General features: G+C 33.8%; 25 protein-coding genes. 11 read left to right on the top strand and 14 right to left on the bottom strand.

Going from position 1 to position 26,241, the window contains the following annotated elements; genetic code table 11:
* Positions 1–25: 25 nt before the first annotated feature.
* The 6 genes from BUR17_RS15710 to BUR17_RS15690 form a co-directional block, all read right to left on the bottom strand.
* Positions 26–1,387, bottom strand: coding sequence for an aldehyde dehydrogenase family protein (locus BUR17_RS15710; RefSeq protein WP_074231507.1), 1,362 nt, complete (start codon positions 1,385–1,387; stop codon positions 26–28).
* Positions 1,388–1,413: 26 nt separating this feature from the next.
* On the bottom strand, positions 1,414–1,701 hold the full coding sequence (locus BUR17_RS21075; RefSeq protein WP_228418806.1) for a hypothetical protein: 288 nt from the start codon (positions 1,699–1,701) through the stop codon (positions 1,414–1,416).
* Between the two features lie 41 nt (positions 1,702–1,742).
* Entirely contained in the window at positions 1,743–2,282 is a 540-nt protein-coding gene (locus BUR17_RS21070) for a hypothetical protein (RefSeq protein ID WP_228418803.1), read from the bottom strand.
* A gap of 190 nt (positions 2,283–2,472) precedes the next feature.
* The gene (locus tag BUR17_RS15700; RefSeq protein ID WP_074231505.1) at positions 2,473–3,204 is read right to left on the bottom strand and encodes a type 1 glutamine amidotransferase domain-containing protein; all 732 of its coding nucleotides are present in this window, start codon (positions 3,202–3,204) and stop codon (positions 2,473–2,475) included.
* Between the two features lie 213 nt (positions 3,205–3,417).
* Positions 3,418–4,329, bottom strand: coding sequence for a helix-turn-helix domain-containing protein (locus BUR17_RS15695; protein ID WP_074231503.1), 912 nt, complete (start codon positions 4,327–4,329; stop codon positions 3,418–3,420).
* 149 nt (positions 4,330–4,478) lie between these two features.
* Positions 4,479–5,552, bottom strand: a complete 1,074-nt coding sequence (locus tag BUR17_RS15690; RefSeq protein WP_084550688.1) for an acetoacetate decarboxylase (ADC) — start codon at positions 5,550–5,552, stop codon at positions 4,479–4,481.
* A gap of 693 nt (positions 5,553–6,245) precedes the next feature.
* Between BUR17_RS15690 and BUR17_RS21065 the strand changes: the two genes are divergently transcribed.
* The 3 genes from BUR17_RS21065 to BUR17_RS15680 all read left to right on the top strand — a co-directional run bounded on the left by BUR17_RS21065 (position 6,246) and on the right by BUR17_RS15680 (position 8,127).
* Positions 6,246–6,851 carry a phage integrase SAM-like domain-containing protein gene (locus BUR17_RS21065; protein ID WP_228418800.1) on the top strand — a complete coding sequence of 202 codons (606 nt, stop codon included), beginning with the start codon at positions 6,246–6,248 and terminating at the stop codon, positions 6,849–6,851.
* A gap of 12 nt (positions 6,852–6,863) precedes the next feature.
* Positions 6,864–7,331, top strand: coding sequence for a site-specific integrase (locus tag BUR17_RS21060; protein WP_228418798.1), 468 nt, complete (start codon positions 6,864–6,866; stop codon positions 7,329–7,331).
* A gap of 463 nt (positions 7,332–7,794) precedes the next feature.
* Complete coding sequence (locus BUR17_RS15680) at positions 7,795–8,127, top strand: hypothetical protein (RefSeq protein WP_143747606.1); 333 nt, start codon at positions 7,795–7,797, stop codon at positions 8,125–8,127.
* Between the two features lie 283 nt (positions 8,128–8,410).
* Here BUR17_RS15680 and BUR17_RS15675 read toward each other — a convergent pair whose 3' ends face one another.
* The 6 genes from BUR17_RS15675 to BUR17_RS15650 all read right to left on the bottom strand — a co-directional run bounded on the left by BUR17_RS15675 (position 8,411) and on the right by BUR17_RS15650 (position 15,499).
* Complete coding sequence (locus BUR17_RS15675) at positions 8,411–9,715, bottom strand: HlyD family secretion protein (RefSeq protein ID WP_074231499.1); 1,305 nt, start codon at positions 9,713–9,715, stop codon at positions 8,411–8,413.
* Complete coding sequence (locus BUR17_RS15670) at positions 9,705–11,900, bottom strand: peptidase domain-containing ABC transporter (protein WP_074231498.1); 2,196 nt, start codon at positions 11,898–11,900, stop codon at positions 9,705–9,707. The genes BUR17_RS15675 and BUR17_RS15670 overlap by 11 nt, the downstream gene beginning before the upstream one ends.
* 3 nt (positions 11,901–11,903) lie before the next feature.
* Entirely contained in the window at positions 11,904–12,992 is a 1,089-nt protein-coding gene (gene gwsS / locus BUR17_RS15665; protein ID WP_074231496.1) for a grasp-with-spasm system SPASM domain peptide maturase, read from the bottom strand.
* Positions 12,993–13,152: 160 nt separating this feature from the next.
* Positions 13,153–14,076, bottom strand: coding sequence for an ATP-grasp domain-containing protein (locus BUR17_RS15660; protein ID WP_074231494.1), 924 nt, complete (start codon positions 14,074–14,076; stop codon positions 13,153–13,155).
* Positions 14,076–15,143 carry a hypothetical protein gene (locus BUR17_RS15655; RefSeq protein WP_074231492.1) on the bottom strand — a complete coding sequence of 356 codons (1,068 nt, stop codon included), beginning with the start codon at positions 15,141–15,143 and terminating at the stop codon, positions 14,076–14,078. The genes BUR17_RS15660 and BUR17_RS15655 overlap by 1 nt, the downstream gene beginning before the upstream one ends.
* A gap of 113 nt (positions 15,144–15,256) precedes the next feature.
* Positions 15,257–15,499, bottom strand: coding sequence for a hypothetical protein (locus BUR17_RS15650; RefSeq protein WP_074231490.1), 243 nt, complete (start codon positions 15,497–15,499; stop codon positions 15,257–15,259).
* Between the two features lie 727 nt (positions 15,500–16,226).
* Between BUR17_RS15650 and BUR17_RS15645 the strand changes: the two genes are divergently transcribed.
* The 5 genes from BUR17_RS15645 (at position 16,227) to BUR17_RS15630 (ending at position 20,432) form a co-directional block, all read left to right on the top strand.
* A complete protein-coding gene (locus BUR17_RS15645) occupies positions 16,227–16,508 on the top strand; it encodes an excisionase family DNA-binding protein (RefSeq protein ID WP_063968685.1) in 282 nt (93 codons plus the stop codon).
* Between the two features lie 102 nt (positions 16,509–16,610).
* Positions 16,611–17,390, top strand: coding sequence for a virulence-associated E family protein (locus tag BUR17_RS15640; RefSeq protein WP_228418795.1), 780 nt, complete (start codon positions 16,611–16,613; stop codon positions 17,388–17,390).
* Complete coding sequence (locus BUR17_RS21055; protein ID WP_228418792.1) at positions 17,391–17,771, top strand: hypothetical protein; 381 nt, start codon at positions 17,391–17,393, stop codon at positions 17,769–17,771.
* A 218-nt stretch (positions 17,772–17,989) separates the two neighbouring features.
* On the top strand, positions 17,990–18,973 hold the full coding sequence (locus tag BUR17_RS15635) for a toprim domain-containing protein (protein WP_074231488.1): 984 nt from the start codon (positions 17,990–17,992) through the stop codon (positions 18,971–18,973).
* A gap of 298 nt (positions 18,974–19,271) precedes the next feature.
* The gene (locus BUR17_RS15630; protein WP_074231486.1) at positions 19,272–20,432 is read left to right on the top strand and encodes a hypothetical protein; all 1,161 of its coding nucleotides are present in this window, start codon (positions 19,272–19,274) and stop codon (positions 20,430–20,432) included.
* 287 nt (positions 20,433–20,719) lie between these two features.
* Here BUR17_RS15630 and BUR17_RS15625 read toward each other — a convergent pair whose 3' ends face one another.
* Together BUR17_RS15625 and BUR17_RS15620 are read right to left on the bottom strand one after the other, a co-directional pair.
* Complete coding sequence (locus BUR17_RS15625; protein WP_074231484.1) at positions 20,720–21,814, bottom strand: hypothetical protein; 1,095 nt, start codon at positions 21,812–21,814, stop codon at positions 20,720–20,722.
* Between the two features lies 1 nt (position 21,815).
* The gene (locus BUR17_RS15620; RefSeq protein ID WP_074231482.1) at positions 21,816–22,631 is read right to left on the bottom strand and encodes an RNA polymerase sigma factor; all 816 of its coding nucleotides are present in this window, start codon (positions 22,629–22,631) and stop codon (positions 21,816–21,818) included.
* A gap of 380 nt (positions 22,632–23,011) precedes the next feature.
* Here BUR17_RS15620 and BUR17_RS21050 point away from each other — a divergent pair, with 380 nt between their 5' ends.
* The 3 genes from BUR17_RS21050 (at position 23,012) to BUR17_RS15605 (ending at position 26,233) form a co-directional block, all read left to right on the top strand.
* Positions 23,012–23,233 carry a helix-turn-helix domain-containing protein gene (locus tag BUR17_RS21050; protein ID WP_074231480.1) on the top strand — a complete coding sequence of 74 codons (222 nt, stop codon included), beginning with the start codon at positions 23,012–23,014 and terminating at the stop codon, positions 23,231–23,233.
* A gap of 295 nt (positions 23,234–23,528) precedes the next feature.
* Positions 23,529–25,076 (top strand): type I restriction-modification system subunit M, encoded by a 1,548-nt coding sequence (locus BUR17_RS15610; RefSeq protein ID WP_074231478.1) that lies wholly within the window; start codon positions 23,529–23,531, stop codon positions 25,074–25,076.
* On the top strand, positions 25,073–26,233 hold the full coding sequence (locus BUR17_RS15605) for a restriction endonuclease subunit S (protein WP_074231477.1): 1,161 nt from the start codon (positions 25,073–25,075) through the stop codon (positions 26,231–26,233). The genes BUR17_RS15610 and BUR17_RS15605 overlap by 4 nt, the downstream gene beginning before the upstream one ends.
* The last annotated feature ends 8 nt before the right edge of the window (positions 26,234–26,241 follow it).

Raw genomic sequence — 26,241 nt, 5'->3', positions numbered from 1 at the left:
CATGGAGATTGTAACATAATCTCTGTTACATCACTTTTTTTATCCAGTGCATTTTTTTATCGGTATAGGGCGGATATTTCAAATCCGGCTCGCCCCAGGTAGCTTTGTCTATAACTGATTTTTGGTGAGAAAATGCAAGGAAACCGTATTCGCCGTGATAACTTCCGATTCCGGAATTACCAATGCCGCCAAAAGGGAGATAATGGTTGGTAATGTGCATCAAGGTATCGTTGATGACACCACCGCCGAAAGAAACCAGATGGAGAAGTCTTGTTTTTTCTTCTTCATTTTTTGTAAACAGATAGGCTGCTAAAGGTTTTTCTCCTTCAATGATCTTCTGCAAAATCTCATCATAGTCGGTATAGCCAATGACCGGAAAAACAGGCCCAAAAATCTCCTCCTGCATTACGGCATCGTCCCAAGTGACATTATCCAAAACCGTAGGTTCGATATATAGAGTTTCTTCATTGGTTTTGCCACCATAGAAAATTTTGTCTTTATTGATAAGCGAAGAAACACGTTCGAAATTCCTTTTATTGATGATGCTGGTGAAATGCTCCGCACCATCTGAATAATTGAATTCCTCCAGCTTTTCTTTTATCAGCTGCAATAATTTCGGCTTCACCGATTCTTCTACCAGAAGATAATCGGGAGCAATGCAGGTCTGTCCACCATTTATAAACTTGCCCCAAACCAAACGCTTTGCAGCGACTTCCAAATCTGCCGTTTTAGTAACGATAGCTGGAGATTTACCGCCTAATTCAAGGACAACCGGAATAAGATTTTTTGCAGCGGCCTCATATACTATTTTTCCCACTTTCGGGCTTCCGGTAAAGAAAATTTTATCCCAGCGGAGTTTCAGAAGTTCGGTTGTTTCAGGAATCCCACCTGCCACCACATACAGATAATTGGATGGAAAATTATGATTAATTAACTCCTCTAGCAGATTCATTGTATTTTCCGGTAGCTCGCTGGGTTTCAGTACGCAGGTATTTCCCGCCGCGATAGCGGTAACCATGGGCAACAAGGTGAGCTGCAAAGGATAATTCCATGCACCGATGACCAACGTTACGCCCAATGCATCGTAATAAATATGACTGTTCCCGGGCTGCAAATTCAATGGTGTTTTTACTTTTTTAGGTTTACTGAGCTTATCCAGATTTTTAAGAAAAAAATCGATTTCATTATAAATAAGATTCAGTTCCGTTAAAAATGTATCGAATCTTCCTTTTCGAAAATCTTTATAAATCGCATCGTACATACGATTTTCATTTTTTTTCAGAATGGTTTTCAGTTTTTTCAATGTTTCCTTACGAAAGGTTATATCTTTTGTATGATGTGTATTGAAAAATGCTTTTTGTAATTGAAATATTTTGTCAAAATCCATTGTTTTAAATTTTAAGGTTGATTGAATTATTTTTTCTCTTCCTGTACCAGTTCAGGCGTATATAATGCTGCCTGAAACTCCGGCTGGTAATCGTACTTAACCAGTTTATTTAAACCTAATGATCTGATAAAAGTTGACAAAGGACCATCAGAAAGATTTAATTGAATATCTTCAGCACTTTTGCTGCTCGCTTTCTTTATGGCGCGAACATCAGTATAACCATGTGTTAGCTGACCTTGTTTATTCAGATTGATGAAATTGGAACGGGTAATTTCCGGTGTTGATGCGGAAACATCCAGTTTTTTCCCTGCCATTGAAAAGTCAAAATTCCCTTTTTCATCGTAGTAATTAAACGTCAACTATTACCCTCGTTCGTGTAATTGATAGGAATCAGCCATTTGGGCAAATTGTAACCGTAAACACCTCTCACTCTTGCCAACTCCGTATCTACCGGAAGTTTCAACACGTATCCCCACAGGTTCTTATCATTCAGCTCACCCATCAGCGAAATCAGTCCCCAATTGCTTCTACCCGGTTGTGTGGTTACAATAGAGATGGACAATTCGTTATAAAAATCGTTATCGCAGTAATGGTAAGCGTAAGATGTAATAGCTATCAGTCCCTTGCCGGGCGTATAGGAAATTGGTTTTACCAGACCTTTAACCTTTTCCGGAATCAATTCCTTTATTTTTGACATATCCGCCGTGTAAATAGCTGTAATGCTGCTGTTACTGTAATAAAAGTTAGGCGAATAGGTTGTAAAGCCTACTTCTTTTTTCTGTTTTTGAATGGTCTTGAACCAGCTCAGATCAATATCAGGTCTTTCCTTTGCAACGATATCCATAGGCGAATTTGAATGAAATCTGTCAAACAAACCGCCTTTCAGTACGGGCATCTTCTGTCCCGCCAGTTCAATGAGTGTATCCTTATCAGTAGGATTATTGGTTTTTGGTTGTACACTTTCCTTATTTGAAGCTGTATTAACGACAGCTTTACTTAGGAAAAAGCCAGGGGCAAAGAGTAGGATTATAGCGATAATTACTGCAATTGCCAGAATTTTTAATTTTTTCATTTTAAATCGTTTTTTAATGTTGATTATTATCTATGATTTTAGACTGTGCTATTTGTTTATCCAGTTCGCGTACTACGACTTTTGCCATTTTTTTAGAACTGAAAGGGTTCTGTCCAGTAATTAAATTTCCATCGACAACAACCTTTGAGGTCATCGGGATAAGTGCTTTTCTGTAATCCGAACCCTGGTTCTTCAAAGTCTCTTCAAGATTGAAAGGCACTTCTTTTTTTCGGCCGGCAAGACCTTCTTCAAACCAGTTATAACCAGTTAGTTTTTTATCTTTGATCAGATAATTTCCATTGGACAATTTTACGTTAAGCAAACCACCGACTCCATGACAAATGGCGGCCACCATTTTTCCACTTTCATATTGATCACCAATAATTTTTTGGAGCATTTTATCATCGGGGAAATCATACATTGTTCCATGTCCGCCTGCCAGATAAACCACATCAAAATTGTCATTTTCCACCTCCTTAAGGCTTCTGCTATTTTTCAACAATTCACGGAAGGAATTGTCATCCCAATATTTTTTAGATATCTTATCCAGGGTAAAAAATTTCAGGCTCTCTGGATCTATAGGAACATCACCACCATTGGGACTTGCAATGGTAACATCATAGCCTTTTTCTTTTGCTGCCTGATAGATATGGGTCACTTCACTTAACCATAGGCCAGTAGGATAATTCCCACTTGCATACATATTGATATTGGTAACAATAATTAATATTTTAATAAGATTCATTGTATAAGTATTTTTATACAACAAAGGTCCAAAACATCCGATGAGTTATTGTAACCTAAATAAGGTAAGTTGTAACAGAATCTCTGTTTTATTGATTTATTTCAAACACCAAACCCAATAAAAAATAAAAAAAGATGGGTTGTAATAATTACAACCCATCTTTTCAATATTTATTAATATTAATGCATTCGTTAAATTAGAGTACCTTTTTCATTAATTAAATGAGGCTCTGAATTCCAGAGGTGAAAAAGTAGTACGGTTTTTAAACAGACGGTGAAATGATTGTGGATGCTCAAACCCTAAATGATAAGCGATTTCTGATACAGACAATTCCGTTGTTGACAATAATTCTTTGGCTTTCTCTATCAATCGGTTCTGAATATGCTGCTGGGTTGTCTTTCCTGTCTGAACTCTGAGCATATCGCTTAAATAGTTGGCACTTAGATTCAATTCACTTGCTATTAAGTGAACAGAAGGTATTCCATTGACTACTAAATTATCATTCTTGAAATAACCATCCAGTAAGTTTTCCAACTTTGTAAGTAAATCATTATTCGCCTTTTTTCTCGTTAAAAACTGACGGTTATAGAAACGGTCACAGTATTTAAGCAAAAGCTCAATATTGGAAACCAGCAGATCCTGTGTAAAATTATCCATATTGCCTTCAATTTCATTTCCAACGTTATGAATGATATCCATAACAGAGGTTTCTTCTTTTTCTGAAAGGTGCAACGCCTCATTGGTCGCATAGGAAAAATAACCATAATCTTTAACCTGCGATGCTAAAGGATATCCCTGAAAGAAATCAGGATGCACTACCAAAACAAAGCCCTTTACACCATTCAGAAGCACATCTTCAAATTGGAGTACCTGATGAGGGGCAATAAAATACATGATCCCTTCATCAAAGTCATAATACTGTTGTCCATATCTGCACTTACCTCCCGCACATTCCTTTTTCAATGCAATAACATAAAAATCTGTAGTAATTGCACTTAGAATCGTTTCCGGTTCCAGATTGACATCATCAAAATTGAACACACTAATCAGTGGATTCGACGGTTTTTTCAATCCTAGAAACTGATGCAGGGCATTAATTGACGAAACCTTTTCTGGAGTTTTCATATTTTGATTTTCTGATTTTATACATAACTAATTTACTGATTTTTTTTAATTGAAGTTTGTTCATTTCTGATTTGTTCAATCCCTCGCCAACTTGACCATTGCTCCCGATATTGTCTTGGATAATTACATGTACGGTTAATAGTTCTGTACTATTTTTTAGATTCGTCTGTTAACTCTGGTGTATATAAGGCTGCCTGGAATTCCGGCTGATAATCGTAGCGCATCATTTTACCAAGGTGCAACGATTTGATAAATGTGGACAAAGGCCCGTCGGTAAGTTTGAGCTGCAGATCTTCTTTCTTTTTACTACTTGCTTTCTTAATGGCTCTGACATCAGTATAACCGTGAGTCAGTTGGCCATTTCTATCCTTGTTAATAAAGTTTGAACGGACAATATCCGGTTGAACATCTCCAATAGCCAGTTTTTTTCCTCCCATCGAAAAATCCATTTTCCCGGACTCATCATAAAAGTCGAACTTCATCATCTCTCCTTGATCACTATATTTCATTGGAATCAACCATTTCGGCAGGTTATATCCCACTACTCCACGAACTCTCGCCAGTTCTGTGTCTACAGGAAGCTTCAGAACGTACCCCCAAAGATTTTTATTCTTAAGCTCCTTCATAAGGGAAAATACGCCCCAATTGGTGGAGTTTGGCTTCGTAGTTACAATAGAGATAGATAACTCATTATAGGAATCATTATCACAATAATGGTAAGCATATGCTGTGATTGCAACCAGGCCACGTCCAGGTGTAATTGAAATAGGTTTCACAATATCACGAACTTCTGCTGGGATTAGCTTTTTCAGCATTTTCATATCAGCAGTATATATTGCCGTTATACTACTATTACTATAATAGAAATTAGGAGAGTATGTTGTAAAGCCGACCTCCTTTTTCTGTTTTTGAATAGTTTTAAACCAGCTCAGATCAATTTCAGGAGCTTCTTTTTCAACTACTGCCAAAGGTGGGTTTGAACGGAATCTGTCATAAAGTCCTCCCTTTAAAACAGGAACCTGGTGTCCCCCTAAATTGATGATTGTCTGGTTGGATTTGAGCGTGTCCATTTTACTATAATTTTTATTCCATTCAGAAATTGAAACATTTTTGTCCGCAATCTGCGAGTTAAAAGAAATTGTGCCTTTTACATAGATAGCTGCCATAACATTGGAATACATACCCATACTGGCAGCTATAACTAACATTTTAAATGTGTTCATACTATATTGTTTTAAGTATGACAAAGTTCTAAAGACTGGAAACAAACAGTGTATCCGAATTAAGGTAAGTTGTAACAGAATCTCTGTTGAATAAAATTGGATTAGTAATTTAAAACTATATTACGTAGTTCCAGATTATGACAAATGTTTTAAGAACTACAGGATTTTTGCAACATAAAATATACTTCCTTCTATCGCCATGGTTATCCTAGTAATATAAAAGCAAAAAATTAGAATTGCACCATTTGTTTATTATGTCTTAATTTACAAACATTCTGTATAAGGCCTATTTGAGGATTTCTTATTCAGTATCCTCGTTAATGGAAAGGTAGCAATAAAATTCCCGTAGCCTTTCTCAACCAATGCAGAAATTGAATTTAATTTGGTTTAACACAAAACTATAACTATCTTTGAAACAGTTCATTACCGTTAAAATTAACGTGTGACTCATTTGTCCCTCATAAATTATAACACACTGATAAACAACAGGTTGTTTTGAACTCTAAGTTTTGTATCGGGAAATAATTAAGCTTTTCTTTGATTCCTTTTTCCTTCTTTTATTTGATTATCAGATATTTACAAAAAATTATTTTCCTTTTTTTGGAGTTTGTTTGTATATTTGTACCACTTCTGTACAACTTCAAGTCACCAAAATGGTGAAAAGTAGTACAGAAGTAGTACAAATCCAAATTTATGAAAATATCACTTATTCAAAGGAAATTAAAAGACGGGAGGATCAGCCTGTCACTTGAGTTTTATCGTGGGTCTGAAATGACTAATGACGGAAAAAGAAAACATCTTAGAAGTTTTGAGAATTTAGATACTTACTTAATTGACAATCCAAAAACTGCCAAAGAAAAGAAAGACAATAAAGAAGCTTTGCAATTTGCAGAAAATATATTAGCGATTCGTAAAGCTGAATATGCTCAAGGAAGATTCGAGTTAAAAAATACTGCAAAATCCAAAAGAGTATTTCTAAATTTTTTCGCTGAACTCACTGAAGAACATCTCAAAAAAATTGTTTCTAAAAACATGACTTTCGATGAAATTGATGAAAATTTCGTCAAAAAAGTTTACAGATATTTTGAGAAAGATGCTCTTACTAGAAGTGAACTACCTCTTTCTCAAAACTCAAAATATTCTTATTTCAACAAGTTTAAAGCTGCACTGCGAAATGCCTTTGATAATGGCTATTTGACAATAAATTATGCAGCCAAAATTAAATCATTTGAACAGGCTGAAAGCCAACGAGAATATTTGATCTTTGATGAATTACAACGTTTAGCCAAAGCGGAATGAAAATATCCGGTTTTGAAAAAAGCTTTTCTTTTTTCGTGTTTATCAGGATTACGTTGGTCGGATATCAATACTTTAATTTGGAAAGAAGTCCGTGATGAAGGCGATATTTCAAGAGTCAATTTCCGACAAGAAAAAACAGAGGGTGTAGAATATCTTTATATTTCAAAACAAGCCAGAGAATTGTTGGGCGAAAGACAAGATCCACAAGAAAGAGTTTTCAAAGGTTTAAAATATGGGATGACCTATAATACAGAAATTGTCCGCTGGTGCAATCGTGCTGCGGTTCCGAAACATATTACTTTTCATTCAGCTCGACATACGAATGCTGTCTTACTTCTGGAAAATGGTGCAGATATTTATACAGTTTCCAAAAGACTAGGACATAGAGAATTGAGAACTACACAGATATATGCAAAAATTGTTGATAGCAAAATGAAAGAAGCAGCCGAGATTATTCCCGAATTAAATATTGAGATATGAAGAAAATAAATATAGAAAGTAGACCTTCCCTATTAATTCTTGTTTCATTTGTTATCTCGCTTATAACTCTGCTGGGAGTATACCTTATTCCAATCAACTTAAGAATTTCTATATTTAAGGTGATTGCATTCGTATTAAATATTTTTATTCTTTATCCGTTTTGTAAAGTAAATATAAAATGGATTCTCTATTATTTTTTTTGTCTCGATCGTGATTGGTGGATTGCTCGGATAGAAAGACCCAGAATTTTCATCTACATTATTTATTTTGGTATTTTACTGATGATGCTGAAGATATTTCGATCTCCAATCAATATGTATTATTCTTCTATCGTCTGTCAATAATGTTTTATTTATTGGTAGGAGTCGCTATGCTTGGAAAACTAATTTGGACTAAAAAATTTGAATCTGCACTTCTACCCGAAATCAAAAATTTAGTTAATCAAAATATTTCGATTCGAAAAATGAAAGTGTCCGAAATTGAGGAGGTCATTAAATTAAATACAAAAAATATTGATGACAGTTCATTAAATGATTTTCAAGATTTATTGAAGGGAAAAGAGATTGAGAATAAAATAAAATGGGTTGGGACATCTGGAAAAAATGTAATTACTTATACCGAATTATTTTCTTTGTTACATTTAATTTTAGAGGGTGGCGACATCAAATTTGAGAGAGCAAAGAGAAAAGGCTTAATGAACTTTACAATAGCACATTTTGTAAAGTATGAGAAAGAAGAAATTTCTCAAATTCCGTACGGAAGCCTGAATAGTGCTTACACCAATTTTGTTTTGTAAAGCAATGATATTCAAATTTAAATATTTCTGTACCTTACCGAAAAATGGTTTACTGGAGCGGTCTTGTGCACGTTAAAAAAAGAAAAAAAACAAACATTGTTTTGGTCCTTGCAAATAACATTCAGAATGGTATGAAAAATCAACATTTATAAGATTCTTCATTCCTAAACAACTGACAACTATCTCTCGGAAGATACGCATGATTTAGCAATCATAACCTTTAACATAAGTGTGCATTTTAAAAATTTCAATTTGAAAATAACGACATTATTTATAGCTTTAATTAATTTTGATAACCTAATAATTTTCTTATCTGATAGAAAAACCTTTCAATCAATCTAAGATCCTGCGTCACGATTTCCGCATTTCCTCTAAGCTCTTTGTCGAATTTAAGGGTTTTATTGTATGATGTTTTTAAACCTTTTGGCAGCACAACATCTACGTAATAATTTCCTTTATCATCCGGAATTAATGAGATATTCTGTACTTTCCCTTCGATAATTCCATATTCCTGAAAGCGATAATTATCTAATTTAATCAACACCTTTTCTCCGGGAATAATTTTCCCCGAATTGGCTGTTGGTACCGACATTCTACCCACCAATTGTTCAGTATTATCCGGTAAGATAGACACTATAGGATCACCTGCTTTTACAAATTGGTTTTCGCCATAAAACTGCTGAAAACTTTCCATTCCATTGGTAGAAGAAACAATAAGATAACTCTGTTCCCATTGTTTTAAAGATTTCCGCAATTGCTCAAATAATTGAAGAGTTTGCGACGAATAAGTAATTTTATCTTTTTCGGTGTTGATTGCGGTTCCGCTTTTTGTTTTATTGAAATTAGAAATACTTTCCTGTAATTGAGACAGAGAAATATTTAAATTTTCTAAGTTTTGCTGAGCCTGAAGATATTTTATTTTTTCAGTTTCGAGTTCTACCGCTGCAATCACGCCTTGATTAAATAATTCCCGAGATCTTTGATAGCTTTTACGGGAAAGCTCGGCCTTTGCTGCTTCCAGATTTTTTTGCTGCCTTAAATTAGCAATTCGGCCTCTGGATTCTGAAATACTCAGATTCGTTGCAATATTTTCTGGCGCATAAGGCTGTAAACGGGTAAATAAATTCTCGTCCTGAAAAGCTTTCGCAAAACTGTTGTAATCACTCTGAAGTTCACCTAATTTAAAATGAGAAGCCTCTTTCACAGGGAAAGATAGAAGCTGATCCGACGCAATAGAGTCTACCAATTTTTTCAATTTTAAAACATCTTGATAATTTGCGGTTGACTGCAAAACCATCATTACATCGCCTTTTTTTACTTTTTGATGATCTTTAATGAATATTTTTTCAATTTTTGAACTGCTTCTTGCTTCAATTTTCTCTGGTGGATTTTGTGAAGTCACAATAATCGGAGCCGGAACAAATTCCGGATATTTGATGATGTAACTCATCGCAAGAATGAGTAATAATATAAGTAATATAATTGTATTTCCCCATCGGAACATCCAATGTGGCGGCTCTGTAAGTATATCCTGAACGCTTTCTGAGCGCAGTTCTATGTTGTCTAAAATGTCTTTTTTAGTTTCCAAGTTCTAACTGATTTTTAACGAGTCTGTAATATTCTCCTTTTAAAGCTACCAATTCTACATGATTTCCTTCTTCCACAACTTTACCTTTGTCTAAAACAATAATTTTATCGGCATGCTTTACTGTCGACAATCTGTGAGCGATTACAATGGCCGTCTTTCCTTTAAAGAACTGTTCCAGATTTTCCATGATTACTTTTTCATTATTCGCATCTAAAGCGCTCGTTGCTTCGTCGAAAAAGATATATTCCGGAGATTTATAAACCGCTCTTGCGATGAAAAGTCTTTGCTTTTGTCCGCCACTTACGCCAACGCCTTCATTTCCTATTTTTGTATTATAGCTTAAAGGTAAACCTTCAATAAATTCTTTAATATTAGCAATTTCTACCGCTTTTCTTAATTTTGTTTTATCTACATAATCTTCACCTACAGCGATATTATTGGCAATCGTATCATTAAAAACATATCCTTCCTGCATCACCACACCGCACTGATCTCTCCAGAACCTTGGTGAAATATTTTTCATTTGGGTATTTCCTATTTTTATTTCCCCCTCGTTGGGTTCATAAAATTTCATCAACAATTTTAAAAGTGTTGTTTTTCCACTTCCGCTGGCTCCAACAATTGCTGTGGTTTTTTGGTGAGGAATATTTAAACTTAAGTTTTCAAAAACAGGAATATCTGAACCAATATACCTGAAAGATATATTACTAATTTCTATATCTTTTTCGGGAATTTCGGTAGCATACTGCTCATCCTTATTTTCTTCATCTTCTTTATCATGAATTTCGCCTAATCTCTCCAAAGAAATTTTGGCGTCCTGAGTTTGTTTGATAAAGTCAATCAATTGTAATAATGGACTGTTTAACTGTCCGATAATGTACTGAACAGAAAGCATCATCCCCAAAGTAAGATTTCCTTCCAAAACCAATTTAGCAGAAAGAAAACTTACCAAAATATCTTTCATCTGGTTGATGAAATTCCCACCAACCGATTGCCACTGCTCCAATGACAACGATTTTATTTTTAGCTTAAAAAGTTTTACCTGTAAAAACTCCCAGTCCCAACGTTTTTGCTTTTCGGCGTTAAACATTTTAATTTCCTGCATGCCGTTGATGAGTTCGATCACTTTGCTTTGTTCCTGTGAGACCTGGGAAAATCTTTTATAATCAAGTTCTTTTCGTTTTCCGAGAAAAAAAGTGATCCATCCGATATACAAAATCGCTCCGACCAAATAAACAACAAATAATCTGTAATCATAAAACAGCAAAACGATGCTGAAAATAATTAAATTGACAAGTGAGAATAACGTATTTATAGAAGAATTAGTCAGAAGCTGTTCAATTCTATGATGGTCGTTGATTCTCTGCATGATATCTCCTGTCATTCTTGTATCAAAGAAACTGATTGGAAGTTTCATTAATTTTATAAAGAAATCGGAGATGATTGAAATGTTAATTCTGGTGGAAAGATGAAGTAAAATCCAGCTTCGGATGACCTCAATTCCCATTCTACCAAGAAAAAGCATCACTTGAGCTAAGAGAACCAGATATATAAAATTCAGATCTTGATTCTGAATTCCCACATCCACGATACTCTGTGTTAGGAAGGGCATAATGAGCGAAAGTAAACTTCCCGCTAGTAAACCGACCGCCAATTGGATGATTAAAGATTTATATTTAAGCAGATATTTTGAGAGAAAAGAAAAACTGGCTTTACTTTCTTTATCATCAAACTCAGTCTGGAAAAATGCCGGTGTGGTTTCAAGAATTAAAGCGATTCCTTCTACAGTATTTCCGTTGGCATTTTCGCCGATCCATCGTTTGATAAATTCTTCTCTGGAATAAGTAATCAATCCGTAACTTGGATCTGAAACGTAAACCGTATTCTTTTTATCAATTTTGTAAACAACTACAAAATGATTTTTGTTCCAGTGTATAATACATGGAAAAGGCACATCTTCAGCAAGTATATTAAAATCGATTTTAACACCTAAAGTACGAAATCCTAAATCTTCAGCAGCATCGCTCAAGCCAAGCATGCTACTTCCTTCTCTAGTGGTTTCTGAAAGATTACGAATCTGTTGTAAGGAAATGCTTTTTCCGTAGTATTTGCTGATGATTCTGAGACAAGTGGGACCACAGTCTTTTGCATCAGGTTGTATGTAAAATGGAAATTTTTTAGCCAATTTTTAGTATTTTAATATTTCCTGTAAACCGTAAAACTTGATGGCTTTCTCTTTAAGTGGATTAATGCTCCAGTCATTCCAAACTCCTGTGTAAGGATCATAACCACATTTTAAAGGCTTAGAAAGATTTATTGTTCCTGGATTATCCTCACCTTTTTCAGTATATGCTCTACAATCGGTACATACATATCGAAACTCACAATCTTTACAAACTTCAATTTCATCTTTGTTAACATCCCAATATTCCTTAAAATCATTGTCTAATAATGCTTTGCGTAAAGAAGTTTGTTTTATGTTTCCGAAATTTTTAACCATCGATGGACAGTTTTTGATGTTACCCTCATAATCAATTGATATTTTCTTGTGGAGACAAGAGTTGTGGTTTAGAGCTTCAATATAAAATGACCGATTGATATTTAAGTTATTTAAGTTTATACATCCACAACTTAAAGGAATTTTTATTTTATTATTAATCTTTGATATTTGAATATTACCATACACTTTCATTTCATTTATAGTACAACTATGAAAGATAAATTGTAAAAATATGCTTGACTTTACTACATCTCCCCTAATTATACATTCTTCTAAGTCAGAACTATATGATAATACGATAGAAACTTCATTTACAGAAGTATTATTAAATAACTCTATATTTGAAAAAAGTTTTAGTATTTCTGTGTAAGTTGATTGTTCCAAAACTCTTAATTGGACAAACTTTATTCCTAAATCATCAATCTGTTGTACAATATCACTAGTCAAATCTGATGGATATAAATCAAAAATAAGATAATCAACCTCTGATGAACTAAAGTGAACATCTTTAGATTTTTTAAAACATGCTAATTCCCCTAAACTTTTAACAATAAATCCTAAATGATTCGTGAGAATGAAATCAATATATTGTTGTAATGTTTTTTTTGATTCATTATCTAATTCTTCTAGCAACAAAGAATAATTTTGATTTTCATCAGATAATAAAGCTGAAAAACTTTTTGGAATAAAATTTAAAAAGCCAGAGGTAGTATCAAAAATTATAGCTCTATTAACACCCTCAGTAATGCGTACAGAATCAAATAATCGCAAATACATAATTATTAAAATAAATTAGGATATTTTTTTGGTGATCTGATTATCAGTATTTTTTTACTTTTTATATCGTCTCTACTAGTAAATTTTACTTTCGAAATCACGTTACATTTTGACCATTCTTGTAAAGTGTATTCTACACCTTTCAAATGCAATTTATCTTTCATAATTGTTCTGCTATATATTGATCTATATTATAATTACCCCAATAATTTAAATCCTGAAATTGACCTGAAGGGTTTACTTCAAGAAAATAAAAGTCATTGTTGGACTTTAGTAAATCTATAGTTCCAGTTTTTAATTCTAATTTTGAAGCAATGGCGAATATTTTTTCTTGAATGTCATACGGAAGTTCGTAAGGAATAAATTTTTTACTTCTGACATTTCTAACATCCACATTATTCTCGAAATCAAACATGGCAATTGCCCATATTTTATTTTCAAAGAAAAATACTCTCAATTCATATTCTACATGAATTCTATCTTGAATTAAAGATGGTATAATTTCGTGTGTTTTTCCAAGAATTTCATCAAGAGAAATTTCTCTCGTATAATTCAGATAAAGTTCATTCTTGTAGAGGATAGGACTCATTTCTGAAATAGATTTAGTAATTAGCTTGTTTTCTACATCAGTTAAAAACTCTAAACATTTTGGATTAGAAAATACATATGTTTGGGGAATTTTAAAACCTAATGTTCCAGCTAAGTGCAAAACCTCTAATTTGTTGACTTTTTTATTAATTATATTTCCATAAATACGTCTGCAATTTTTGTGTAAATAATGAAAAATAAATTCAGTTATTGAACTCAATTCTGTTTCATAAAAAAGTTTTATAGGCGAATCAATTTCAAGAGAAATATCTTTATATACAATAGTTCCATTGCGATAATAAACAGAAGAAAACTGATTAAGATTGTATACTATATTATTTATTGTAAATTCAAATTGCTTAAGAGTGAAATCAAAAAAAACATCAGTTATATATTGACTTTCGTTAATTCTGACAAATTCCTTTTTTTGATGTACCAGAGATGCACAGATATCATTAGTGATACCATCATTTTCGACACTGATAATAAGAATCATTATAATTTAATTAGACTTTTTTTCAAAAACTCAACTTTGCTTAAGTCATTAATTTCCTTTCCCATAACACCTAAGCGAGGGAAAAGATATTCCTTATTTTTCAAATAGAAAACTTTCTTTTTTAGTTCAGTATCCAAATCGGATAATCCAATTTTTTTTCTGTTTTCATTAATTTTTTGTACCATCTGGATCGCTTTTTCATTTCTTCTCTCTGGAAAAAACCAAACATGCACATAACAACAGTCTCCAACAGCTGTTTTATTGATGATTTGCTCTCTCATTGGAGTAGAGCCACTATTTGTAAAGAACTCTAAAATATCAAAATGGACTGATGAAAAATTATTAGAGTTATTAGTAAGTTCAAAAAGGAAAGCAGCATTTTCTGGTGAAATTTTCCCTTTGTTTAAAGCTTTGTCAAGTTCTTCTGAAAAATTTACTTTTTGTGAACTGTATCTGTTTGTTGCCAATTGATGCCAGATAATAAAATAAAACTTTTGGAAAGAAATGTCTCCATTCGTATTAACCCCTATATCATATTCATTTGGAAAACCTTTTTTTTGAAATAAATCTAGCAACTTAAGAGATGTCACACTATCACTTATTGTTATCTCTTGTTTATATTTACTGTAGTCACCATTAGATAAATTTCTATATTTTTGATCTATATCATATAATGAATCTAATGTCTTCTTATATGCTATATCTATTTTTTTGCTACAATCTTTTTCTTTATTATTATAGTTTTTAAAGGTTTTTTCTCTGAAATCATTATTGAAAGAATATCCTAAACACTTTAATCTATTATACTTTTGAAATGCATCATTGAAGTCCTTTAGCTTTATTGAGACCTGCATACTATTAAAAATATCTTTGGTTTGAGGCTCATTAAGAGTGGCAAAAGCAATATTATAAAATTCATTTGCTTTTGATAAATTATTTTCGACTATATTATTTTCAGCATTAATAATTGATTCATAATATTTAATTAATGTTTTGTCCCTTAGTTCTATTGACTGAGAACTAAGTATACCGCTTAAAAAAAAGAATGTTACAAATATAGATTTCATAATATAAAATAACGATAAGAAAAACAAGTTGTTTTTCTTATCGTTTTAATTTGGTAATTATTTATTTGAAGAGATTATCTCGGTTTTGTACCCAGATAATTTTAATAGTAAGACTATGAATAAGTTTCACCTAAACGTAACATTGTTCGAGGATCGCTGCCATCCCATATATCGCCTGTATAATTAACGCAAGTTGTTTGTCCCGGAGCTGGCCAGTCATTTAATTGCTCTTGTCCTGCTCCAGTAGTAACAGAACCAGTTTCAAAAGAAGGTTCAAGTGGACCACCTTGTCCAACAATTGTGTTCAATTGATCATTTTGCAATTGAAAATCTTCCAATTTTTCTAAATTTTTCATGTATAATATTTTATTTATGCCCCTACTCTTTAAAGGATTTTCGGGTTTCTCCTGATCTAAATATTGATTTGATATTATCGAGGTAAATATATAAATTATTTGAGAACAGCAAAAATTTTTTCGAAAAAAATAAATACTAGCATTTAATTCTTTTTAGATGTGAAAAAATTATTTCGTTAAACTACTTGTTTCATGTCACTTATAAAATAATATTAAAATTTTTTTTTATATTTTATATCTAATATTTTTGAAATAAGCACTATGAAACAAAGGTCTAATTACTATGAAATATTATTATTCTGTTATCTCAATAGTCAATCAACTATTTCTTCGTCAGACTCTCGGAGTTCAATTCTATTTTTCTATGAAGAATTTCAATTTCTCATTTAAATCAACTTGATCACTGAATTTTGATTTCGATATTTGTTCTTGCCAATGCTAAATGAAACTTATATTTTACTTAGTAGCAGGGCTGATATGCTTGGAAAATTAATTTGAACTAAAAAAATTGAATCTGGCTTCTACCAGAAGTCAAAATTTGTCAATCAAAACATTTCGATTCGTAAAATGAACGTATCCGAAATTGAGGAGGTCATTAGATTAACTTCCTGATATTCAAATTTTATACTGTAAAACCCTTTGTAAAAAGGTGTTTTGACTATCCGAGTATTTTAATGACATTGTCATTTGTTTTCCTTTGCCACACAAATTTTAAAATAGTAAAGCAATGGAAAACGAAATTATCCTTCACAAGCTGAACCGAATTGAAAAGCACATTGTCGGTCTCAAATCTATTCTTAATGTTGAAGAACTTTCAGATTATACAGGATTCAAAAAATCCTATATCTATAAATTAGTTCATACCAACAGTCTTCCTTTTTCTAAACCTAATGGGAAAGTGCTATTCTTTGAACGTACAAAAATTGATGAATGGTTGTTGAAAAACAGCCATAAATCCAATGATGAAATTCAGCAGGAAGCCATAGAATTTTCTTTACGCAAAAAATAAAACCTGACTGTGGCAGCAGTTAGGTTTTAGATGTTTGTTTTACTTGGAAGTAGAGTTCAGATATAAGAATTATTTGTTCCGTTTCCACAATCCCTAATGTTTATGGAAGAGAATAAAACGCTTTATCAAACCGGTACAGAAACTAAAACGATCTTTGACCGGGCATTGAATTATCTCAATTCTAAATATTCAATTCGATTCAATACCATATCTCTGGAGTTTGAGATCAAATTGAGTTCAGATAAAAAATGGTCAGATCTAAATTTGAACTCACTATTTATCGAACTTATCCAGTCAGGAGTTGATATCCCGATCAATAAACTGGAGATCCTGGTCAGAAGTCATTTGATAGAACAGTATGATCCTATTTCAGAATATTTTGAAAGTCTGGAAGATTGGGATGGTGAAGATTATATCAGGAAGCTTTGTTCTTATGTGAAAACCAATGATGACGCTTCATTTTTCTACCATACCGAAAAATGGTTTACCAGAGCGGTATTATGTGCTTTGGAAAAAGAAAAGATAAACAAACATTGTCTGGTTCTTGCGAATGCCATCCAGAATAACGGGAAATCAACCTATTTAAGGTTTTTTATTCCTGAAAAACTGATGAATTATATTTCTGAAGACATTGGTTTAGACAAAGACAGCAGGATCAAATTGTGCAAGAATCTGATCATCAATCTGGATGAATTATCAGTTCTTGCTAAAGCAGATATTAATTCTTTAAAGGCCTATATCTCCAAAACGCATATTAACGAGAGATTGCCCTATGCAAGGAAATCAGAATACCTGGAGCGGATCTGCAGCTTTGTGGGATCAACAAACAAAACAGATTTTCTAACCGATGATTCGGGAAGTGTAAGGTGGATCATTTTCTAAGTGATCGAGAAGATCAACTTCAATTATTCGTCGGAGATCGATATTGACAAGGTCTGGGCGCAAGCTTATTTCAATGCTTATAAAAGGAAAAATTATAATCCGGAACTATCTGTAACAGATATTCTGGAGAATGAAAAACGCAATGAAAGATTTACGCAAATGACCTTGGAACAGGAGATCGTGAACAAGTTCTATGAACCTTCCGATCATCTGGAGGAATTTATGACCGCGACAGAAGTGATGATCGATCTGAATTCTCACGGTGTCCGTTTAAATCATTTAAAGATCGGGAGAGCTTTATCATCTTTCAAATTTCCAAGGGTCAAACATCCCCAAAGACAGATCTACGGTTATCTCATCCGGTTGAAGATCATAAAGTAATTAAACAGAAGTAATCTACCATCCTACCTAAGGGCTTTAAGTGACACAATGTGAAAGTTTTAATCAGGTAAGTAGAGAAATCCAAACCTACCTAAGTTAACTATATAATAACATTGGGTAAGTAGGTAAATCCAGGTAGTCGCAAAAAGAGAATCATTCATTTGATTATCAACAGATCGGTAACTAGGTAAGTATATTTAATAAAAAACATAGCAAAAATGAACTGCAAAAAATTCAACAGCATATCGTTGGAAGAAGTCCTCCTTTCTCTCGGACACCTTCCCACGAAACAAAATGAAAAAGAAGCTTGGTATCTCAACCCCTTTGCCAGCGAATCCCAAGCCTCTTTCAAATTGGATAAAAGAATTAATGCCTGGTATCTCCATTCAGAAGGTGTCGGTGGCAATAACACCGACTTTATGAAGAAGTATTTAAATACCTCGGTCAATGAAGTTTTGATATGGGCAGAGAAGCAGAATTTTTCTTCTTTTCATCAGCAACAACAGATTATAAAGTCAGAAGCAAATTACACAATCGATGAAATACTCGATCTCCAGAATCCAAACCTGAAACAATATTTGCAGGGACGTGGATTAAGTCCTAAAGTCTATGATCATATAAAAGAAGTACGATTTACCATGAGAAGCAAGAAACTCTATGCCATTGGTTTCGAGAACTTATCTGGCGGTTTTGAATTGCGTAATGCTTTTTACAAAGGTTCATTATTAAAAAAGGATGTTTCACTAATAGATCTCAGCGTCAATGGTCAGAATAAATCAAATATTCAAGATACAGATGTCAGAGGTGTAGCTGTTTTTGAAGGTTTTATAGATGCACTGTCTTTTATTGAATTGCAAAAGTCTTTTGCAGGAGATATCCTTGTGATGAATTCCATTGCTCTTTTAAATAAATCGATAGAGCATCTGAAAAACTATCCTGACATCCATCTTTTTCTGGACAATGATAATGCAGGAATTAAATGCAGATCAGAGATTATAAAATTCTTTCCGGAAGCAAAAGATCATTCAGGAATTTATTCCAACCATAAAGATCTTAACGAATTTTTGAGACACAGAATGAAAAATAATCTATCAAATAAGCAAGGAAAACAATCTGATAAATTTCCAGAACAGGATAAACAACAAACAAGAGATCAGGAGCCGGAAATAAAAAAATCAAATGGTTTTAAAAGGAAACGGTGATAAAACGTTCTGTATTTTTTACCAACTACCCGCAGAAGTTAGGAGCGCATTCGCAACTTTGAAGGTCGTGCCTTCCAACAAAGTTTCTAATACGCTCTGCGAGGCTTTTAACCTGAGTAAAATAATATCAGGTTAGCTTCTTGAACCTTTGTAAAAAACACCAGATCTATTTTTGTCGAAGGTGTGTTAAATAAACACAGGTAAAAAGTAATGCTGCGTAATATAACTACAGCAATCTTCAGTAAAAATTTAAAAGCATAAAACAATAAAAATGTAAAACTTTAAAGATGTAAAAGCAATGAAGACCTCTATTAATTTCAAAGTTGTTAAGTCCGATTCTGAAACCCATAATTTCAGGAAGAAAACTTTTGATTACATCCGTAAAGACCTTACACCAAAGAATGAATACTGGATGGAGCAGAAAATAGCTGACAGGATTCAAAAGATCGAAGCGTATTGCAAAGAAAAGTCCGGAAGGAAATTACAGAAGAATGCAATGCCTGTTCGGGAAGCGGTTGTGGTGATCAAAGAAAATACAACGATGCTGGAACTTCAGAACTTAGCAAAGAGACTGGAAGAAGAATTGAACATCCGTGTTTTTCAGATCGCCATTCATAAAGACGAAGGACACACTGATAAAGACACGAAAGAATGGAAACCAAATTATCACGCTCATTTGGTAGTTGACTGGCAGGATTTAAAAACTGGTAAAACACTTAAACACCAATCTTTCCACTATTCGAAAATGCAGGATCTGACAGCAGAATGCCTGAATATGGAAAGAGGGGTTTCTGGTTCCAGAGGAAGATTGGAAGCGATTGAGTTTAAGATTCAGCAGAAAGAAGAAGATCTCAAAGTTTTGGAAGAAAGGTATGATTTGATGAAGTCTGAAATGGGTTCGAAGAAATCGGAGGAGCTGATTGTAAAGGAAAATGATTTTCTAGGTTTTAAAAAAATTAAGACTGACAAGACCATTGAGAATTATGAAAAAGCATTTCGAACATACAAAAGCATAATTCTTAAAAATAAAACTGAGTTGGAATCTAAGTCAAAACAAATCACTGAACTCAATACAAAGGTTGATGATTTAAAAAAGCATGTACATCTATTCAAAAACAAAAACTCTGCACTATTGACCAACCCTACAGTTTTTGCTTCTGAAAAGAAAAAATATTTGGATTCTGTTATTAATATTGTTGAGAGGGAAATCAAATTTTCAAGATTTAGAAATCCACACCTGGATAGAACAGATAAGCAAAAGTTGATATCGGAAATGGAAAAAATAGCACAAAAAATTTCACAAGAAAATACGGTTCCATTTTCAGTCTTCAATGAGATTTTTAAAGATAATGAGATTACAAATCAGCTTTTCTCTCTGTTGCAATTCGGTAATAACAATTCAACTTATGAGGCTGAGGATATTCCAATTCAAAATAAAAGAAAGAGAAAAAGACTCTAATAACCGCAATATATTGCAGAGTAATCTCTTTTGATTGATAGCAATCAAGGAAGCAAGAAGTCAGGAAAGCAAGGAATCAGGCAAGCAATCTCGCTAGATTGATTGATGATACCTTTTAGTGTAGGATTTCTATTGCTATACTTTGCCTTTTTGGTTATGCTTTCTTCATTTTTGAAAAAAAAGAAACCTACGCCGTTGTATACACCGGAAAAATTACTCAGTTTCCAGTATTTAGTGAGTGTTCAAAACCTCACCCTACGGGTTTACAAGCACCCTCATTTTTTTAGCTATCCGATGATCAATTCGATACCGGCTTTTTCTGCTTTATATTTTATTTTGGTCTGCAATTCATAATAGCTCCAGTTGCGCAGCACAAATTCCTGTTCTTTTGCAATCCCGATCTTGTCCTCCTGATCTTTTAGAATCAGTGTGCCTGCCTGCTGCCGGATGCAGAAATCAATCAGCATCCGGCTGTATAGATGAAGATGATGACTGACAAAACGATTTTCCAGATCCACTGTTTTGTGCAGTGCCTTCTGTTTCCGTTTGGTTCCATGTCCTGAACGGGAATAAGCAACTCCGGTTCGAATCCTTTTATTACTAGCCTGGATCGCTAGCCTGCGGTAGAGGAATTCTTCTTTTGAGCCAATATTCATTCGCACATTGTTGGCTTTTACCACAATAGGATGTTCTAATGATAGAGATGCTTCAGCAATTATTTCGGGTTTTAAACGGTGGTCGTCTTTTTGAAATTCAAAGACGGCCAGCCAAAAGATCTTACCGTCTTTCAGCTGGACCTGTGAGTTGCACAGCTTAATCTCTTCTCTTAAAAGGCGTTCCAGGACCAAATGCTTATCAGAGAAATCTCTCCCTAAATAGGTTTTTACCGGGATCGCAAACATATTAAAGCTAAACGCTTTCTTTTCCGCATCATACTTCATTTTACTGATGCACTTGACCGGAAGCGGAATGGGAATGTCTTTTTTAAAGTTCCTCAGTGATTGTGATCCCTGCCAGTAGTCGGCTTTGTTTTTGGAAAAGGTAGATTGGATCGTATTGTTCAGGCATCCCAGAATGTCTGTGGGGATTTCTCCTTTAAAACGATCAAAGACCAGGCGTGCTGTGGTGTTTGTTTTCGAACGGTCGAAGATTCCCATTTCTTCTTTTTTTTCATCAGCTAATTTATATTGAATTTCTTCGGTGAGATAAAAGAAATCCTTGATCATTTCCTGTACATACAGATGGGAAACAATCAGATTAGCCGCCCGGAAACAGCGGTTCTGATACCGGTAGAGCTTTTCCCACATTTGGTTTTTATCTTCAGGTGGAACATCAATCACCAGCTGAATTTTCCGGGTCAGGGTTATCGTAGACTTTTCCATATCACAGCGGTATTTCGGAAGTGTTATGATTTTGCAGATGTTGATAGGCGTACAGAAATTCCCGATGAACTTCTTTTTCCGGTAGTTGCAGTTCTTGTGCAATAACTGCAAAAGAGGATTTCTGTTTAAACCTTTTTTTGATGATCTCGAGCTGCTGACTGCTGAGTTGTTCTGACTGCTCTTGTTTAAGTTCATTTTTTTCCTCCGGCTCCTCAAACGAGGTGACTTTAAGAATTTTCCGAAGCTCATCTATGGCTTTGCTCACCTCCATGCTGATGCCTGTAACGCTGCTTCCCATAGCCTCTGCGATAGGTTTATACTGGAAGCCATATTCCAGGCAGAGTTCTATCAGGTGTTTCCTTTTGGGGTTCAGTACGGGTAAAACCTTTGTGATTTCATCGAATTTGTTTTGGTCGGATTCCTGGCTATGTAAGTACTCTTTATCTTTTAGAGGGTCGTAACCTGCAAGATACTCCTGATAATTCTCAAAACTGTCAAGAGAAGCCATAAGGCGGGTGAATTTATTCTTGGGCGCAGTCACATAGGCTATACAATCCCTCTTCATCACAAAGCGTAAAAAGCCGGTTATATGATCAGGCGTTTCAATATTGTCGCGGTGCAGCCACAGTTTGAGGAAGGTATCCTGAACAATAGTATCCACTACAAAATCATCCTTCAGCACCTGCCATCCAACCCAGAAAAGAAGTCTTTTATAGCGCAGATGAATGTATTCCAGAGCAGCAGGGTCGCCATTTTTCAGTAGTTCGTACAACTGAAGATTGGTCAGCTTTCTGGGTAAAGAGTCTATTCTTTTCATAAGCAGCGTATTTTAGCAAATTTTGCTGGAAGGAACTGCTTAGATCAATAAGATGAATTCTACTTATATTTTGAACCCTTATTTCTTTTATTTTAGAACAAAAGAAAAAGCGTGGAACTCAACTTACAGCATTAGAGGCACTGGTATACCCGTGTACGATAAGTGAGCCCACGCCGAAGTCGTGAGCACATTTACTTATCTTCTCGTACACATAAAATTACCAGTTTTCTAATGCGAGAATCTAAGCAATAGCTTCTATATTTCTTTGAACTATCGCAAAGTTACATTCTTGTAACTTATATCACAAATATAATAAAAAAATTTGATAATTCGGATTTGAGTCCGAATTATTTTATAGAATATCACTTTTATTTGTTTCTATGAAAGTTACAAATAGAAAGATTGTTGAATTTATAAGGGATACGTGGGTTATTCCCCTGAATAATAATAGTCAGTTTGCAACCGAGACTAATCTTGATGAAAAGACTGTAAGGAGAATTAGAGAAGATGACACTTATCAAATTAGTTTAATTACTATAATGAGAATTTGTGAGGCTAAGAATATAAAGTTATCTAAATTCTTTGAAATAGCTGGACTTTAAAAATAAAATATTAAGAAATACTGACAATCGTCGGTATTTTTTGTTTTTTATATAAAATGCAATACATAAGCTTCTCTCATTCTCCTATCAATCTTTTTTGGTTATGGTTTGTTCGGATGATATTTTTTCTGATTTAGTGAAGAAATGTGATTGAATATGGGATGCCGTAATTATTAAATAGTGATATTTGGCTATATTTGAAAGTTAAAAGGACAAACAGGTATTTCAGAAGAATATTTCCTTAGATGTAGATATTCAACAACCGGAAATATCGATTAAAGAATTAAAAATAAACATGACAAGCACAGTACAAAGAGCAGCGTTGCAAAACCAAATTTGGAAAATAGCCAATGAAGTTAGGGGTTCAGTAGATGGATGGGATTTTAAACAGTTTGTTTTAGGTACTCTATTTTATCGCTTTATTAGTGAAAACTTTATCAATTATATCGAAGGCGGTGATGAAAGCTTTGATTACGCCACTTTTCAAGATGATCAGATACCTAATGAAATAAAAGTTGATGCCATCAAGACTAAGGGATATTTTATCTATCCAAGTCAGCTTTTTGTTAATATTGCAAAAACAGCCAACAATAAAGATAATCTTAATACAGATTTAAAAGCTATTTTTGATTCAATTGAAAATTCTGCTAAAGGCTTTCCCTCGGAAGATGATATTTCTGGATTGTTTGCAGATTTTGATACTACGAGTTCGCGATTAGGAAATACAGTAGAAAATAAAAATAAACGTTTAGCAGCTGTAATCAAAGGTGTTGAACAGCTTAATTTTGGCAACTTTGAAGACAGTCAAATTGATCTTTTTGGTGATGCTTATGAATTTCTTATTGGTAACTACGCTGCTAATGCTGGAAAATCTGGTGGTGAATTTTTTACCCCACAACATGTTTCTAAACTAATTGCCCAATTGGCAATGCACGGACAATCAGTAGTTAACAAGATTTATGATCCTGCTGCAGGTTCAGGTTCCTTACTGTTGCAGGCGAAGAAACATTTTGACAATCATATTATTCAGGAAGGTTTTTTCGGTCAGGAAATTAATCATACGACGTATAACCTTGCCCGTATGAATATGTTTCTGCACAATGTCAATTATGATAAGTTTCATATTGTATTGGGCGATACGTTAAGAGATCCGCAGTTAGGTGATGAAAAGCCGTTTGATGCGATTGTTTCTAATCCTCCTTATTCTATCCCTTGGGTTGGAAGTGATGACCCAACACTGATTAATGACGATCGTTTTGCACCTGCCGGAGTTTTAGCCCCGAAATCCAAAGCCGATTTTGCCTTTGTACTCCATGCTTTGCACTATTTATCTCCGAGAGGTAGAGCAGCTATTGTCTGCTTTCCCGGTATTTTTTATCGTGGCGGTGCCGAGCAGAAGATCAGGAAATATCTGGTAGATCAGAATTATGTAGAAGCGGTTATTTCTTTAGCTCCCAACTTATTTTATGGGACTTCTATTGCGGTAAATATTCTTGTGCTATCAAAACATAAATCGGATACTAAGACACAGTTTATAGATGTAACGGGAGAAGATTATTTTACAAAAGTAACCAACAACAATATGTTGACTGATGCACATATTGAGAAAATAATGGCAATTTTTGATAGCAAGGAAGAAATACAACACATTGCAACTTCTATTGAAAATGCCAAAATTGCTGAAAAAGATTATAACCTTTCGGTAAGTTCCTATATTGAAGCTAAAGACAATAGACAAAAGATTGACATTGCTGTACTTAACTCTGAAATTGAAAAAACAATAGGAAAGATTAATAGACTGCGTGTTGATATAGATTCTATAATTAAAGAAATTGAAGCATGAGATTTTTAGATAAATTATTGGATGCAGTTAAGGTGGAGTGGAAGCCATTAGAGGAAATTGTTTCAACTATTACTGCTCCTGTAAAGTTAAATAAAAATACTTATGGTCAAATTGGAAAAATTCCAGTTATTGACCAAGGTATTAATTTTATTGCTGGTTATACAGATGAAAATTTTGCTAAGATTAAAGCTGGAGAATATGTTATTTTTGGAGATCATTCTGAGCACATAAAATATGTTGATTTTACTTTTATACAAGGTGCTGATGGATTAAAAATTCTTAAATCAAATATTGATAGTACAAAATATATCTATTATGCGTTAGTGAATTTCTATATAAAGGAATATACCTATAAAAGGCATTGGTCTTCTGCAAAAGAAACTCTTATCCCAATCCCTTGCCCAGAAAACCCTAAAAAATCTCTCGAAATTCAACAAAAGATAGTTGCAATTCTTGATACCTTTACCGAGCTTACAGCCGAGCTTACAGCCGAGCTTACAGCTCGAAAACAGCAATATAGTTATTATAGAGAGCGATTGTTCCGTTTTGATGAAAATGAAGTACAACATTTACCGATGGGAGATGAAAACGTTGGTAAATTTATTCGAGGTAGTGGTTTACAGAAAAAAGACTTCACTGAAACAGGTATAGGTTGCATTCACTATGGTCAAATTTATACTTACTATGGAACATCTGCAGATAAAACAAAATCATTTGTTTCAGAGGAATTTGCAAAGAAAGCACGTATGGCTGAACACGGAAATTTAGTCATAGCAACAACAAGTGAAAATGACGAAGATGTTTGTAAAGCTGTTGTTTGGTTGGGAAAGGACAAAATAGCAGTAAGCAGTGATGCTTGTTTTTATGCTCATCAGTTAAATCCGAAATACGTTGCCTATTATTTTCAAACTGAACAATTTCAAAAACAAAAAAGACCTTTTATTACGGGTACAAAAGTTAGAAGAGTTAATGCAGATGATTTGGCAAAAATAAAAATACCAGTTCCTGCATTGGATGAGCAGAAAAGAATTGTATCCATTTTAGATAAATTTGATACGCTAACTACATCAATAAATGAAGGCTTACCAAAGGAAATAGAGTTGAGACAAAAACAGTATGAATATTACCGTAATCTCCTATTAACCTTTCCAAAATAAACTATTAC

Origin of the sequence: Chryseobacterium scophthalmum (assembly GCF_900143185.1) — a bacterium.
GTDB classification, from domain to species: domain Bacteria; phylum Bacteroidota; class Bacteroidia; order Flavobacteriales; family Weeksellaceae; genus Chryseobacterium; species Chryseobacterium scophthalmum.
The sequence above is the reverse complement of the archived record's forward strand: the minus strand, read 5'-3'. Positions and strand labels throughout refer to the sequence as shown.